This is a genomic window from Dokdonia donghaensis DSW-1, from assembly GCF_001653755.1.
In the GTDB taxonomy this organism is placed as follows: Bacteria; Bacteroidota; Bacteroidia; order Flavobacteriales; family Flavobacteriaceae; genus Dokdonia; species Dokdonia donghaensis.
In genome coordinates, this window is record NZ_CP015125.1 from 630889 (window position 1) to 646316 (window position 15428).

The window sequence follows — 15428 nt, forward strand, 5'->3', positions numbered from 1 at the left end:
ATTTGAAATTATGGAGACAGCTATTATCCTTACACCCATAGGCTTATTATCGTTAGAAGGAAATAGAGAAGGGCTTTGCGCTGCAACGTTTATAGAAGACGGTCGAGCGGTTACAAAAGTAATCCCAAACGCTCTTCAAGAAGCTGTAAAACAACTTAAAGAATACTTTTCGGGAGAGCGCACTACTTTTTCTCTAAAGCTTGATCCGTTAGGAACAGATTTTCAACGTCGAGTGTGGAGGGAGTTAGAGACGATACCATTTGGCAAGACAACCTCTTATCTCGCTATGGCAAAACAACTAGGTGACCCAAAAGTGATACGTGCAGCAGCCAGTGCAAACGGTAAAAATCCCATCTCAATCATTATACCTTGTCATAGAGTGATAGGCAGCGATGGCTCTCTCACGGGCTACGCTGGTGGATTGCATCGTAAAAAGTGGCTCTTAGAACACGAGAGCCCTGTGACGCAAGGATCTCTTTTTTAGGGTAGGCTGTTATTAAATAGGTGAGTAAAGCTTTCGCGAAAGCAAAAAATAATACTTTTAAAATATCAATCTTTACAAAATGAGGTATCCAAAAAACTTTTTTAAAGGCTTACTCTTCTTTATAGCCATCATTATTGCAGTACTTTACATTACGGACTACGACTATATTTTAAAGGGTGTGCGCGTGGTCTATATGACGGGCCACACGACTGCTTTTATAGATGACTATGATTATTTTGATAACGCAACTATAGCAACAAGTACCCCAGAGATTTGGCCAAAACATAAGGAATATAATAACGTCGTACCTACAGCGCGTCTATCTTCTATTAATAGTGAGCTTGAGACCATTGCCTTTTTAATCATTAAAAACGATAGTATTTTATACGAAGACTATGCAACGGGCTATAGCGAGAACAGCAAGACTAACTCGTTCTCTATGGCAAAGAGCATTACCAGCGCGCTACTAGGTAAGGCCATACAAGACGGATACATTACTTCGCTTGATCAACCGGTGAGTGATTTTTATGCAGAATTTGCAGGAACTGGTATGACCGTAGGAGACCTCTCTTCTATGGCTTCTGGTCTCAACTGGGATGAGAGTTACTCTAGCCCCTTTAGCCTCACAGCACGTTCTTATTATGATGATGACCTTGCCGAAACTATTTTAAATCTCAACGTTACAGAGCAACCTGGCCAATCTTTTAAATATCTCTCTGGCAACACACAACTGCTAGGTATGGTGATACAGAAAGCTAGTGGCATACCGCTACCGCAATACCTATCAGACAGCTTTTGGAAACCTATGGGTATGGAGCAAGAAGCACTATGGCAGCTAGATGATGATGATAACAAGCTGGCAAAAACCTATTGCTGTATAGCAAGTAATGCTAGAGACTTTGCCCGTTTTGGAAAACTATACAAAGATAGTGGCTCTTGGAATGGCAAAAGGCTACTTCCCAAAGATTTTGTAACGGCCAGTACACAACCACGCTTTGCTCAAGACACAGAGTATGGTTATGGCTTCTGGTTAAGTAACTATCGTGGCAAAAAAATATTTGCAATGCGTGGCATACTCGGGCAATATGTAATCACCATACCAGAAGACAATCTTATTATTGTAAGACTAGGGCACCATCGTGGTGACTGGGTAGAAGGAAAACCATTTACACAAGACTTTTATGATTACATAGACGCAGGGTATGAAATGACTCAAAACACTGACTAGCATAGAGTTCTATTAATTTATTGTATTTTTCAATACACTCAATCATCAATCAATGCGATTATTTTCCCCTTCAGAATTTATCATTAAGGCGCTTGCTGCCTTTAAGAGATTTCCGGTTACACTCATCTGGGTTATATTATTTACACTACTGCTAATAGTACTTGCCGAAAGAGATATAGACGACATATTTGAAACCTATAACAACATTTCACTCACAGCAATATTAGGTGTGAGCTGGCTTATAGGGACTCAGTTTTACATCGAGCAGTTTAAAAGAAAAGGACTCTGGTGGATTAAAGTTATTATCATATTACTCCTTGTTGCATTCTATTTTACATTACCAGACTATGACTTACATAACAATAATGAGACCCCATATGTAAGGTGGTTTGTACTACTTATAGTAGGTCATCTAGCGCTACTCTTTGCTCCTTTTATTACTGTATGGCATCCTAAAGCCTACTGGAATTATCTGGCAGATATGCTTATGGCAATCGCCAGGAGTGCCTTGTTTTCTGGAGTGTTTTATCTAGGTATTGTACTTGCGTTGCTAGCCATAGAGTATCTTTTTGATGTGAAAATAAATGGTAGGCGCTACTTCCAGTTGTTCTTGCTGTGTTTAGGAATCATAAATACGTGGGTATACCTATCAGATTTTCCTAAAGAGATACAACATAACATACACCTGCACTTTCATAAAGCTATCGAAGTCTTTGTAAAGTTTATACTCATACCCCTTGCCGCTCTTTACATCACAATATTGTATGCCTATGCTCTTAAAATCTGTATACAGTGGGAGTTGCCTAAGGGCTGGGTGAGCTACCTTATCATTGCACTTGCTGGTCTTTTATTTATCATTCAGTTTATAATACATCCCTTAAAAGCAACTCATACCTCTAGAGTTTTTAAAAACTTTCAGCCGCTAGCATACTGGTTATTACTACCACTGCTCATCTTGTTTTATGCTGCGATTTATAAAAGAGTATCAGATTACGGTATCACAGAGCCACGGTATTTTCTTATTCTAATTGCGGTTTTTATAACAGGCGCTGCGCTTTACTTACTCTTCAGTCGCAAGCAGCAGCTTCGGTTTTTACCTATGGCTCTTGCGATTATGGGCTTATTGAGCACTTTTGGGTTTTGGGGAGCCTTCTCTGTGAGTAAACGCAGCCAGATGGATGAATTTGAAAAGATATATACCGCTTTCGCGAAAGCCGAAAATAAAGAAAACTCTGACCCGGAATCTAACAGAAGATTTTCATCTATCACAAGGTACCTCGTAGAACACGATGCTGCAGAAGATCTAAAACCCATCATAGGTTACAACCCAGTAGAAAAACATACCGATGTAGCTACCTGGAAGTTGTCTAACTATATTTTAAAAGACTTAGGGTATAAAATGACAGCTAGTGACATAGAGAAAAAACGCATTCACTTTAACAACGCCTCTAGTACCGCATATAATATACGTGGCTATGACTGGAAGCAGGACTTTTATTTTAACCTCAACGGCCAGTCAGAATATATAGAAGAAGGCTTTTCTATGATGCTTAATGGGAAAGAAATTCTTATCACAACACAAGACAGCACAGCACTCACGATACCCACACAGGCGTTTATAAAGCAACTAGAAGGTGAGGATATAAGTAAGCCCATTAACGCCCGAGAGAAACTTACACTCCGTAAAACAAATGATCTTGTGGATGTAAAAATAATATTCAACTCCATAAATTTAAAGGTTGATGTTGATGATCAACGCGTTATAAATTATGCGAGTGGCAGTGTACTTTTAAAAGTTAAAAAATGATACAAAGGCTTCAACTAGAACATATCCTTTTTTTGGACATTGAGACGGTACCTCAACACCCAGATTTTTCTGATCTAGACGATGTAGAAAAGGCACTTTATGCAGATAAAACAAGATACCTGCGCAAGGATGAGTTTACACCAGAAGACTATTACGAGCGTGCCGGCATCTGGGCAGAATTTGGAAAAATAGTGTGTATCTCTGTAGGCTATTTTCATACTAGCACAGATGGAAAACGCTTTAGAACCACCTCCTTTTTTGGTGATGATGAGACCAAGCTACTTAATGAGTTTAAAAACCTACTTGAAGAACATTTTTACCGCCGTGAGCACTTACTCTGTGCGCATAATGGTAAAGAGTTTGACTTCCCGTATATCGCGCGACGTATGATTATAAATGGAATCACGTTACCACAGAAGCTCAATCTCTTCGGAAAAAAACCTTGGGAGATACCTCATATAGACACCCTAGATTTATGGAAGTTTGGAGACTATAAACACTACACCTCTCTCAAGCTTATGACCAAAATTTTGGGCATCCCTTCTCCAAAAGATGATATAGACGGCAGCCAGGTGCGCCAGGTATATTATGAAGAAAATGACATAGATCGTATAGTCGTATATTGTGAGAAAGACACCGTTGCCGTGGCTCAAATTTTACTCAAGCTACGCAACGAGCGCTTGCTAGATGAAGATGAAATAATATCGGTTTAAAAATCCATAGTTATGAAGGTAAAACACATACTCGCTCTTTTTATTTTAGGTTTAATTTGCACTGTTCTAGGCGCATTATTTAAGATTATGCACTGGCCAGGAGCTCCAGAATTATTAACCGCTGGGACCTTCTTACAAGTTATCGCTGGCTTTTTGGGCATCTGGAAACTCTTTACTAACAAGGAGTTTAAGAACTTCTTAAATAAATAGAATTGTTTTATTTACGCTTTCGCGAAAGCGTAATAACAACAAAAAAAAATCCCGACCTCATCTGAAGTCGGGATTTCTTATGTTTATAAATGACTGGCTTTACTTTTTGATAAAGCGTTTAATCATTTTTGAACCTTCAGTCTCTACCTGAATGACATAAACGCCAGCTTCAAGTCTCGATACATCAATTGTGTTTTCAAAATTACCTTTATGAACCGCTTGACCTAGAAGGTTAAATATAGTTACAGAGGTAGCTTCTGCCCCTTGTAAGCTTATGTTTAATTCTCCGCGAGTAACCGGATTAGGGAAAATTGAGAAGTCTCCTTTTCCAAAGTCTGTAAATGCCGTATCACCTTCTGTATCTCCACCAAAGGCTGCACTACTTGATACATTTACAATGTAGTCTTCTACCTCTCCATAATTAAAGCTTCCACAAGCAGCTGGCACAGCGTTATATCTCATAACCACTCTCATACGAGTAGCTCCTTGAGCCGCTCCAGATGGTACTGTGATAGTACCACTTACCGGTGTAGCCTGCGTTGCAGAAATGGTAAGAGCCGTTTCTCCAGCATCTGCAAAGTCACCATCACGATTCCAGTCTACAAAAACAGCATAACCTTCACTATAAGTGCTTCCTGGCCACTCTGGTGTAATAGTTATTGTAGTACTACCACTTAAGGCTGTTGAGATATTTGTAAAGTCTTGGTATCCGGCAGCATTTCTACCAGAGGCATTATCTATACTTCCTATCTGCACACGTGCAATGTACTCTTCTGTACTGTTATTACCATTTGCGGCACAGTAGCCCGTAGGTGGAGTAGTATCACCACCTCCGTCACCGGCAGTAAGAGCAACGTTATCTATAGCAACATCAGATTGCCACGTGCTGCCCGTAATACGGTTAAAACGTAACTGAACTGTACCTCCCGTATATGCATCTAAGCTCACGGTAACTGCATTCCACTGGTTGCCTTGGTTTCCTGTCTGGTTCCATAGGCTTGTCCAGGTAGTACCACCGTCTGCACTCGCTTCTAGATCTACCTGACCTCCATTTGTAGAACCATACATATGATAATCAAATGTAAAGTTTGCTTCTGTCTCTGTAGATAGATCAAAACAAGGAGAGTTTAATATCGCTCTCTTGTTTGGGTATCCAGTTCCATTACCAGATGCTTCTACAAACATATAGAAAGACCCTTGTGATCCAGAAGATGGTCCTGTACCACTAGAAGGTGTTCCAGATGCATCACGTGTCCAGTTTATATCATCACTACTATCTTGAGTCCATTGACCAAGTCCAGCTTCAAAACTTTCACTATATCCTGCTCCAGCGGTTGCTGTACAACCCGATGGGACTGTAGTAGTCTCTGTAGTGGCTGTTGCCGTATTACTAGCTCCAGAGACATTACCTGCCTCGTCTTTTGCTCTTACAGTAAACTGGTATGTAGTTCCCTCTGCAAGACCAGTAACATTTGCATTAGTCACTGTAACTTCTCCTAGGTTATTAGACCCTTGGTATACATCATAAGCTACCACACCTATATTATCTGTAGAAGCGTTCCAAGATAATGCAACACTAGAGGTTGTTACATCTGTAACAACAAGACTTGTAGGAGCTGTAGGAGCTTGCGTATCTGCCGGAGCAGTACCTTCTATAGCAAATCCATCTATAGCAATATCACCTTGCCAAGAGGCAGATGTTGTTGCTCTAAATCTTAATTGTGTCGAGGCATCATATGCCGCAAGGCTTACTGTTGCATCTTGCCAAGCTGCTCCTTGATCTCCACTTAGTGACCATAGCTCTGTCCACGTTTGTGAGCTATCATCTCTAGCTTCTAGTCTCACGGTACCTACAGAGTTACCTGTCATCTGGTAACTAAAAGTAGCCTCTGCAGCATTTACTCCTGCGAGATTAAAACAAGGTGAATTTATTGTAGTAGTCTTACTTCCAAAGTTAGGACTAGATGCTTCCACATAAATATAATATGATCCTTCGTTTGCACCAGAAGGTCCTGTACTGTTAGAAGGTGTTCCCCCTGTACGAACTGTCCAGTCAAAATCATCTGATGTGTCTTGTGACCAAGCTCCTAAAGTATTTTCAAACCCTTCAGAATATGGGAAAGAACTCACAGTAGAGTTACAAGATGCTGGTGGTGGCGGTCCAGAACAACCACTCGTAAATGAAGCGACTTGATCTGTATTTGTATTTGTACCACCGTTACTATTTTCTACAGCATCTACACCTACACCTCTTCTTGCAAAGGCGTCCCATATTAAACAGTTATACTGTCCTCCATAAAGATCTTGATCTGCTTGTAATATTCCATCACGTCCAGAAACATATCCAGGGTTATTTGCCGTATTCTTAAGACCTTCTATAACAAGAGCCATTGCGATATTGTTACCACCTGTACCATTATACTGGTCATTATCATACCCCTCTAGATCTATAAGATCCCAAGTCATATCCCATAGTATCGTTGCAAAACCATACCCTACACCGTGAGGTACTACAAGGCTACTTACGTCATTATATGTAGTTCCATTTACAGCAAGATCTGTAGCATATCTCGTAGGTCTAATTCCTGCACCTGTAGTAGGTTGTCCTATAGCATATGTACCTACTCCTCTAGCAGTATCTCTAGTATCTCCTGGGCGTATAGTCATCACTAGACCTAACCAGTCTGACCATCCTTCACCCATTTGCTCACTACCTCCTAAAGCATTTGTGCTAGGACCTCCTACAAGACGTGTAGAAATACCGTGACCATACTCGTGAGCAATAATAACATTATCTAGGTCTCCATCTCGAGTAGGGTTAGTAAATAAGAACATTTGCATTCTCGGGTTACTACCATCTGGTGGTGTTGCAAAGTTTGCATTATTTGTACCACTACCATCTTGGGCATCTGCATTTACAGAATCACTCCCTATACCACCTTTTCCATAGTTATTTTCTTGAAAGTTACCTGCTGCCTCTGTAAACCCATACTGGTACCACACATCGTGCATAATATTATTCCAGTAAAAAAGGTTCGTAGTTGCTGCTGGTAAAAACGTTGAAGGATTATTATTAAGGTTAAGTGCAAAGTCAAAGTTAAGAGCACTACCACCATTAGGACTTGTTCCAGAACCATTGTTACCATTTGTATCATCTTGAGCTAGAACGTTATTTCCTCTTGTAGTAGTAAACTCTGCTCCTGCAGATCCATTTGTATCGTGCCACCCGTATGGTGAAGCATTTGCAACTGCAGGATCTGTTACAATCGCGCGGTTACCGTGACTAGGACTTTCTATACCTAGTGGATATACATTATAAGAACCTCCACCTACTACAGCAGCTGCAGTAGTAGCTTTTACTGGACCGTAAACTACATCTTCTTTTACACTAGGAGTATCGTGATTGTGCTCGCTATGATTTGGGTCTTCCCAAGAGCAAGATACTACCCAATCTTCGGTTTTTAATATCTCACCAGAAGCAGCATCTACATTTACATTCCACCAGTGTTGAGCATCTAGTTGATAGATTGATACATTCCAAGTAAGGTGTAATTTGTTTCCTACAGATAGGTATCGCTTTTCTACCTTTATAGGCTCTATACTTATACCTGAGTTTGCATACTCAAAAGTGTTACCACTAGATTTTGTTACAGAAAGATTGCGAGGTGCTTGTATCTTATGATGCTGCACCACTTTTTGTATCGCATTTTCTGGAGATAAGCTGGCTGCGCTGCCTGCGCTTTTTTCTGCTATGTCTTTAACAAACTGGTTAATCTCATAAGTTACCTGTCCATTTTTTACAGTAAGCTTATATGTTCCGTTTTGAATTGGAACTCCTTGATACTTTTGCTGTACGTAAACGTGCTGTATCTCGGGGTTGAGTGATGGGACAATATCTGTTATTTCCCATTGTGCAACGTCTGTAGATTTTAGACCTACTTCTTCTGCATTTCCGCTCAAATATTTTTGGACTACGCCATCTACATTTTGAGCAATTGCTGTCGATCCTGCTAGAAGTACCAGTAGGACAAAAGAGTACAATTTTTTCATAAGTTGATTATTTAATTAATGTTGGAGAAGATTGATTAAAAACGGATTATTTATAATTTTTTAATCAAAACTTTGTATTTGGATAGTAAATAACGTGAAATCTTTAAAGAAATCGTAATTTTTTCGATGAACTACACGATTTTTTTTAACAAAAAATTAATATTTAAACTATGTTCTACCTTAATTGACTTATTGCTCAACAAAAATTAAAGACTTCTCATTTGTATAATAATGCTCAAACGCACTCACTATAATCTCATATGCAATCTGGTATTTAAAAAACGTATTTTTGAGTTATGCAATCTCAAGAACTTCTTTCTGTAAAACAGCTTCATCTATCTTTTCGACAGCAAGGAGAGGTCAATGAAGTGATACACGGTATCTCTTTTGATTTATACCGTAATGAGATACTTGCCATTGTAGGAGAATCTGGTTCTGGAAAAAGTGTTTCTTCACTAGCCATTTTAGGTTTACTTCCTAAAAAACATACTCACATACAGGGGCTTATCTCATTTAATGGGCAATCACTAACCACACTTTCTGAAAAAGATTTTCAAACCATACGAGGGAATGAAATCTCTATGATTTTTCAAGAGCCTATGAGCAGCCTTAATCCTTCTATGCGCTGCGGAGATCAAGTAGCGGAGATTTTAAGAAGGCATACTACGCTTTCGCGAAAGCGTATAAAAGACGAAGTACTAGCTTTATTTGAAAAAGTAAAACTCCCTACGGTATCAAAAATTTATGAGGCTTATCCTCACGAAATTTCTGGAGGCCAAAAACAACGAGTAATGATTGCAATGGCCATTGCTTGTAAGCCTAAAATTCTCATTGCAGATGAGCCTACGACGGCACTAGATGTTACGGTTCAAAAGGAAATTATATTACTTCTTAAACAGCTACAACAAGAAACCGAGATGAGTGTGATTTTTATATCTCACGATTTATCGCTGGTAAGTGATATTGCAGATCGCGTTCTTGTAATGTATAAAGGTGATATTGTAGAAACTGCAGAAGCACAACAACTCTTTAAGTCACCTCAACACGAATACACAAAAGCACTACTAAGTGCAAGACCGTCGCTAGATGAGCGACTCAAAAAGCTCCCTACTATACAAGATTACCTAGACAACACAACTGCTTCTGAGGTGCAGTCTAAAACAGAGCGCGCTGCACATCTTACAAAACTATACGACCAACCAGCATTACTAGAGGTTCATAATGTTGAGAAAACATACTTTTCTAACAGTGGCATTTTTAGCAAAGACAAAGGTTTTAAAGCGGTAGATGATGTTTCTTTTAAAATTTATGAGGGAGAAACGCTAGGTCTGGTAGGTGAGTCTGGATGTGGTAAGTCTACGCTAGGGAATGCGATATTACAGCTAGATCGAGCAACAGCCGGACATATTTTATATAAAGGGATAGATATTACACGTTTAAGAGGTAAAGCGTTACGTAGCTTACGTAAAGAGGTGCAAATCATTTTTCAAGATCCGTTTGCTTCTCTTAACCCAAGATTAACCGTGGGCCAGGCTATTATTGAACCGATGGAAGTGCACAAACTATATGCCTCTACAAAGGAGCGTAAAGAGCGAGTGATGCAACTATTAGAACGCGTAGGCCTTGAGAAAGAACACTATAATAGATACCCGCACGAGTTTTCTGGAGGGCAGCGCCAGCGCATAGGGATTGCACGTACCATAGCTGTAAACCCAAAACTTATTGTGTGTGATGAGTCTGTAAGCGCGCTAGATATCTCTGTACAAGCGCAAGTACTCAATTTACTTAATGAGCTCAAAAAGGACTTTGGGTTTACTTATATTTTTATTTCTCACGATCTCGCAGTAGTAAAATATATGTCTGACCAACTTGTGGTTATGAATAATGGTAAAATAGAAGAAATAGGAGATGCAGATGCAATTTATAAAAACCCCATAAAGGCCTACACTAAGCGATTAATAGGCGCTATACCTAAAGGCATTTAGTCACTATGATTATATCATAAAGACCTTTCTTGCTAGTTTTATACAGTTTGATGTAAAATAGAAAGTATTTTGAACTCCAGTTGCGAGTTGTCTGGCTGAGTTTGTGATTTTTTTCATTCTTGCGTCAAATAGGGATTAAAACAAAATCCGCAGGGCTCCCCCCGCGGATTTCTAACAAATCATAACTCAAAACACTCTTATACGTTTAAGCTATACTATATGATGAAGTGAAATGTAGATTATCGAATATACTTTACACTTCATCGGAATCAATTACTTGATTTGGGAATGTAAATGTAAGATAATATTATAAATAGACAACAACCAAAACAGTAGAAATAGTCATCAAATGTTAATGTTTTGTGTATTTCGTCGAATAATTAAGTTTTTAGTCGGCTTTTTGTCGAAATCTTTAAAATTAATGCAGGTGTGTTTTCATAAAAAAACCACTCTAAGAGTGGTTAAATATTTGTGAGATTCTTCTGTTTTTCCGTTTTCCTTTCTTTCGAGTATCTGTAACCTCTTCTACTTCATAATAACTTCTTCCATAATTAGACCTTTTATCTTCACCTAATCTTTTTACAACTTGGTTTGTCATTCTTATGACAAACTCCTCCTCTTTATTAGGATATGAGATGTCATTGCCCGCACTGTCTATTTTTTTCTTTCGAGACGTAATATTAAGTTTTCTAGCTTTATAATCGTCTGTTTCAAACAGTTCATTATAGCAGTGTATAAGCTCGTGCGCAAGTACAGCCATAGGAGAATTGTACCCCTTATTTTTTGAAAACCATCGCTTACGATGATTTTTTCTAAAAACGATACCGTGTGTATCGTAAAATCCCACCGTATTTGTAGACGGCCTATAATAATTCTTGCGCTGTGAGTACACGATATTAATACCATTTACAACATCTGCAACGAGCACATCTATAATATCAAGTGTTTTCACAACACCATCATCTTTATATGTAATGGTAAGCGCATTTGTTTTGTAAAGAAAATCAAGTGCTTTATACGTATTTTTTAAAAACCTATCACTTAAACCCTGGTAGTCTCTATCTACCACATACGTATAATTATGAGGCTTATTATTTAAGTCATAGATAATCATTAGTTACAGCTGCATCTCTAGCACATCACCATCTATAATAAGTGTTCCCTCTGTGGCTGCTTGTATTTCTTCTACAGAAACTCCAGGTGCGCGTTCTAATAGTTTAAACCCATCTGGTGTCACCTCTAGTACCGCAAGGTTACTTACTATCTTCTTTACACAACCTACGCCTGTGAGTGGAAGACTGCAACGTTTAAGAAGTTTAGACGCGCCTGCTCTATTAGTATGCATCATTGCAACGATTATATTTTCTGCGCTTGCTACAAGATCCATAGCGCCCCCCATACCCTTTACCATTTTGCCAGGTATTTTCCAGTTTGCTATATCTCCATTTTCGGCAACTTCCATTGCTCCTAGTATGGTTAAGTCTACGTGCTTACCACGTATCATACTAAAACTAGTTGCACTGTCAAAAAAGCTAGCACCCGGCAGTGTTGTTATGGTTTGCTTCCCTGCATTTATAATATCTGCATCTTCTTCTCCGTCATAAGGAAAAGGTCCCATACCTAAGACTCCATTCTCACTTTGAAACTCTACTTCTATATCATCACGTACATAGTTTGCAACTAGTGTAGGTATACCTATACCCAGGTTTACGTAGTATCCATTTTGCACCTCTTTTGCGATGCGCTGTGCGATTTGATTTTTATCTAATGCCATAATTAATCTCTTGTTCTTACCGTGCGTTGCTCTATTCTCTTCTCGTACGTCTCTCCTTTAAAGATGCGCTGTACAAAAATACCTGGTATATGTATCTGGTTAGGGTCTAGCTCACCTACGGGTACAAGTTCTTCAACTTCGGCCACAGTGATGGTTGCTGCTCCACACATATTAGGGTTAAAATTACGTGCCGTTCCTTTAAAAATAAGATTACCCGCTGCATCACCTTTCCAAGCTTTTACAAAAGCAAAGTCTGCCTTAAATGCGTGCTCTAGCACGTACATCTTTCCATCAAACTCTCTTGTCTCTTTACCCTCTGCTACTTCTGTACCATAACCAGCTGGTGTGTATATTGCTGGGAAGCCTGCTTGAGCAGCTCTACAGCGCTCTGCAAGTGTACCTTGAGGTATTAACTCTACATCAAGCTCACCGCTAAGCATCTGGCGTTCAAACTCTGCGTTTTCACCCACATAGCTAGAGATCATTTTTTTAACCTGCTTCTTTTGTAATAACAACCCTAGGCCAAAATCATCTACTCCCGCATTGTTTGATATACAAGTGAGATTATCTACATTAAGTTCTACTAGTTTTGCAATAGCGTTTTCTGGAATACCACTCAGGCCAAACCCTCCTAGCATCATCGTCATACCGCTAGTTACACCTTCAAGAGCCACATCTACTCCGGCAACTTCTTTTGTTATCATATTCTTGGTTTTGAATGATTAAAAATACGGATTTTGTAATTGATTACGCTTTCGCGAAAGCGTACTTATCATATTGATAGACATAAAAAAAGAGTGTGATAGACTACCACACTCTTTTGAAACTATATTGATAATACGTTTATTAAAAATCTAACTCATCTGGAAGCTCATCGTTTACACCTTCACTTTTATAATTATCACAATCTATGGTAATCGAAAGATCTTTAGGCTTATCAAACTCACTTTTTGAGATTTTTAAATCCTTGTTTTCATAAACGTCTTTCATATACATACCCCAGATAGGTAGTGCCATTGTAGCTCCCTGACCATAATTAATACCTGGGAAGTGTACCGCACGATCATCTCCTCCTACCCACACACCAGTAACGAGGTTTGGAACAATACCCATAAACCATCCATCACTTTGGTTTTGAGTTGTACCCGTTTTACCAGCAATTGCGTTTGTAAATCCATAAGGATACCCTGTTACTGCTTTTCTATACACAGGGTCTTTGCCTCTCCAAGTATGACGTAATCTTGATCCAGAACCAGATCGGGTTACTCCCTCCATCATCTGTAAAGTTACATAAGCAGACTCTGCACTTAGTACATCACGTGTTTCTGGCACGTGCTGGTAAAGAATAGTCCCGTTTTTATCTTGTATAGTACTTACTATTTGTGGTTTTACATATACCCCTTGATTTGCAAAAGCCCCGTATGCAGAGACCATCTCATAAAGACTTAAATCTGCAGTTCCTAAAGCAATAGATGGTACCGCAGGAATTTTACTAGTGTCTACCCCTAGCTTGCTTACTAAGTCAATTACTGGCTCTGGGCCTACTTTATCCATTAGTCTAGCAGATACTGTGTTTACAGATTCAGCAAGTGCTTTTTTCATTGTGATCATTCCACCCATCTCGCCTCCAGAGTTTTCTGGACACCAGTCTTTAGTATTACCGTGACTTCCTGCCGCAATACAATAAATAGTGTTAGGCAAGGTGTCACAAGGAGAGATTTTGAGTTGATCTACCGCTGTGGCATATAAAAATGGCTTAAAGGTAGATCCCACTTGTCTCTTTCCTAACTGTACGTGATCGTACTGAAAGTGTGTCATATTATTACCTCCTACCCAGGCACGTACTTCACCGGTTTGTGGCACCATAGACATCATACCGGTACGTAAAAACTTTTTGTAATAGCGTATAGAGTCACGAGGAGTCATTACTGTATCAATCTCACCTCCCCAAGAGAAGATAGTCATATCTGTCTTTATATCAAAAGACTTTCTTATTGCATCTTCAGACTTTCCTTGCGCTTTCATTTTACGCCATCTAGAAGAACTTTTTATCGCGTTGTTAAAAATTCTGTCTACATCCTCTTCTTCTATATCTCTAAAAGGAGCCGTTTTATTTTTTTCGTTTTGTCTATCAAACTCTTTTTGTAATCTAGGCATATGGGCTGCAACAGCATCCTCTGCTATTTTTTGCATACGCGAGTCTATGGTAGTGGTAATGGTAAGACCATCTCTATAAATATTGTAATAAGTAAGATTACCTTCTAAGTCCTCACCCTTTGGGTTTTCTTTTATCCAAGAAGCCATAAACTTCTTGAGGTTTTCTCTAAAGTAGGTAGCAATACCATCTGCGTGGCCTTCTGGTGTAAACTTCACCTCCATAGGTAGCGCTTGCAGGGAGTCTTTTTCGGCAGTGGTGATCATACCGTTTTTCTCCATCTGCTTGAATACCTGATTACGTCTTCCTAGAGATTTTTCTCTAGAAATTTTACGATAAGGGTTGTACTGACGAGGGTTTTTAAGCATCGCAACAATTACTGCGCTCTCGTGTAGCTCAAGATCTTCTACATCCTTATTAAAATAAATACGTGCGGCAGAGCTTACCCCTATAGCATTAAACAAGAAGTCTTGTTTATTAAGATACATTGCAATAATTTCTTGCTTTGTATACTGCCTCTCAAGACGAGTTGCGATAACATACTCCTTGATTTTTTGAGCATAACGCTTCCATCCTCTAGCCGCTTGACCTGTAAATAAAAGCTTTGCAAGCTGCTGTGTGACTGTACTTGCCCCACCCTTTTGACCTAAATAAGCAAAGGCTCTTGTAGTCCCTCTAAAGTCTATACCAGAGTGGTCATAATAACGCTCATCTTCTGTAGCAACGAGAGCATCTACTAGGTTTTGTGGTAATTGCTCATACTTTACAGGAGTTCTATTTTCGTTATAATAAGTTCCTAACTGTTTTCCATCTACAGAGATGATTTTTGTAGCAAGGTTACTCTCAGGGTTTTCTAACTCTTCAAAAGTAGGAAGCTCTCCAAAGGCGTTCCAGCTAGCAAGTAAAAATACGAGTACTACCAGCGCTATACCGCCCACAAAAAGTCTCCAAAACCAAGAAATATATTTACTGTAATCCCCACTACTCTCGGCAGTTTTTTTAGGAGCTTTTTTTGTTGCCAT

The 15428-nt window shown here is 39.2% G+C and carries 11 protein-coding genes; 6 read left to right on the top strand and 5 right to left on the bottom strand.

Annotation, left to right across the window (positions count from 1 at the left end; all coding sequences use genetic code 11):
• The first annotated feature begins 10 nt into the window (after positions 1-10).
• The 5 genes from I597_RS02650 to I597_RS02670 all read left to right on the top strand — a co-directional run bounded on the left by I597_RS02650 (position 11) and on the right by I597_RS02670 (position 4442).
• Positions 11-484, top strand: a complete 474-nt coding sequence (locus I597_RS02650; RefSeq protein WP_035326078.1) for a methylated-DNA--[protein]-cysteine S-methyltransferase — start codon at positions 11-13, stop codon at positions 482-484.
• A gap of 79 nt (positions 485-563) precedes the next feature.
• The gene (locus I597_RS02655; protein ID WP_035326080.1) at positions 564-1712 is read left to right on the top strand and encodes a serine hydrolase domain-containing protein; all 1149 of its coding nucleotides are present in this window, start codon (positions 564-566) and stop codon (positions 1710-1712) included.
• A gap of 52 nt (positions 1713-1764) precedes the next feature.
• A complete protein-coding gene (locus I597_RS02660) occupies positions 1765-3519 on the top strand; it encodes a DUF4153 domain-containing protein (protein ID WP_035326082.1) in 1755 nt (584 codons plus the stop codon).
• On the top strand, positions 3516-4232 hold the full coding sequence (locus I597_RS02665; RefSeq protein WP_035326083.1) for a 3'-5' exonuclease: 717 nt from the start codon (positions 3516-3518) through the stop codon (positions 4230-4232). The genes I597_RS02660 and I597_RS02665 overlap by 4 nt, the downstream gene beginning before the upstream one ends.
• A 12-nt stretch (positions 4233-4244) precedes the next feature.
• On the top strand, positions 4245-4442 hold the full coding sequence (locus I597_RS02670) for a GldL-related protein (protein WP_035326085.1): 198 nt from the start codon (positions 4245-4247) through the stop codon (positions 4440-4442).
• 99 nt (positions 4443-4541) lie between these two features.
• Here the strand turns inward: I597_RS02670 and I597_RS02675 are convergent, their stop codons facing one another.
• Positions 4542-8492 (bottom strand): M36 family metallopeptidase, encoded by a 3951-nt coding sequence (locus tag I597_RS02675; protein ID WP_052111840.1) that lies wholly within the window; start codon positions 8490-8492, stop codon positions 4542-4544.
• Between the two features lie 296 nt (positions 8493-8788).
• Here I597_RS02675 and I597_RS02680 point away from each other — a divergent pair, with 296 nt between their 5' ends.
• Positions 8789-10477, top strand: a complete 1689-nt coding sequence (locus I597_RS02680; protein WP_035326087.1) for an ABC transporter ATP-binding protein — start codon at positions 8789-8791, stop codon at positions 10475-10477.
• Between the two features lie 451 nt (positions 10478-10928).
• On the opposite strand, the gene I597_RS02685 is transcribed toward I597_RS02680, so the two are convergent.
• The 4 genes from I597_RS02685 to I597_RS02700 form a co-directional block, all read right to left on the bottom strand.
• On the bottom strand, positions 10929-11591 hold the full coding sequence (locus tag I597_RS02685; protein ID WP_035326088.1) for a hypothetical protein: 663 nt from the start codon (positions 11589-11591) through the stop codon (positions 10929-10931).
• Between the two features lie 3 nt (positions 11592-11594).
• Positions 11595-12251, bottom strand: a complete 657-nt coding sequence (locus I597_RS02690; RefSeq protein WP_035326089.1) for a CoA transferase subunit B — start codon at positions 12249-12251, stop codon at positions 11595-11597.
• A gap of 2 nt (positions 12252-12253) precedes the next feature.
• Positions 12254-12955 carry a CoA transferase subunit A gene (locus I597_RS02695; protein WP_035326090.1) on the bottom strand — a complete coding sequence of 234 codons (702 nt, stop codon included), beginning with the start codon at positions 12953-12955 and terminating at the stop codon, positions 12254-12256.
• 142 nt (positions 12956-13097) lie between these two features.
• Positions 13098-15428, bottom strand: a complete 2331-nt coding sequence (locus tag I597_RS02700) for a penicillin-binding protein 1A (protein WP_035326091.1) — start codon at positions 15426-15428, stop codon at positions 13098-13100.

Bases quoted from the DNA above. Each gene is read 5' to 3' on its own strand.
- I597_RS02685 (WP_035326088.1), bottom strand. From the start codon at position 11,591: ATGATTATCTATGACTTAAATAATAAGCCTCATAATTATACGTATGTG.
- I597_RS02680 (WP_035326087.1), top strand. From the start codon at position 8,789: ATGCAATCTCAAGAACTTCTTTCTGTAAAACAGCTTCATCTATCTTTT.
- I597_RS02660 (WP_035326082.1), top strand. From the start codon at position 1,765: ATGCGATTATTTTCCCCTTCAGAATTTATCATTAAGGCGCTTGCTGCC.
- I597_RS02675 (WP_052111840.1), bottom strand. From the start codon at position 8,492: ATGAAAAAATTGTACTCTTTTGTCCTACTGGTACTTCTAGCAGGATCG.
- I597_RS02695 (WP_035326090.1), bottom strand. From the start codon at position 12,955: ATGATAACAAAAGAAGTTGCCGGAGTAGATGTGGCTCTTGAAGGTGTA.
- I597_RS02655 (WP_035326080.1), top strand. From the start codon at position 564: ATGAGGTATCCAAAAAACTTTTTTAAAGGCTTACTCTTCTTTATAGCC.
- I597_RS02690 (WP_035326089.1), bottom strand. From the start codon at position 12,251: ATGGCATTAGATAAAAATCAAATCGCACAGCGCATCGCAAAAGAGGTG.
- I597_RS02700 (WP_035326091.1), bottom strand. From the start codon at position 15,428: ATGGCAACAAAAAAAGCTCCTAAAAAAACTGCCGAGAGTAGTGGGGAT.
- I597_RS02670 (WP_035326085.1), top strand. From the start codon at position 4,245: ATGAAGGTAAAACACATACTCGCTCTTTTTATTTTAGGTTTAATTTGC.
- I597_RS02650 (WP_035326078.1), top strand. From the start codon at position 11: ATGGAGACAGCTATTATCCTTACACCCATAGGCTTATTATCGTTAGAA.
- I597_RS02665 (WP_035326083.1), top strand. From the start codon at position 3,516: ATGATACAAAGGCTTCAACTAGAACATATCCTTTTTTTGGACATTGAG.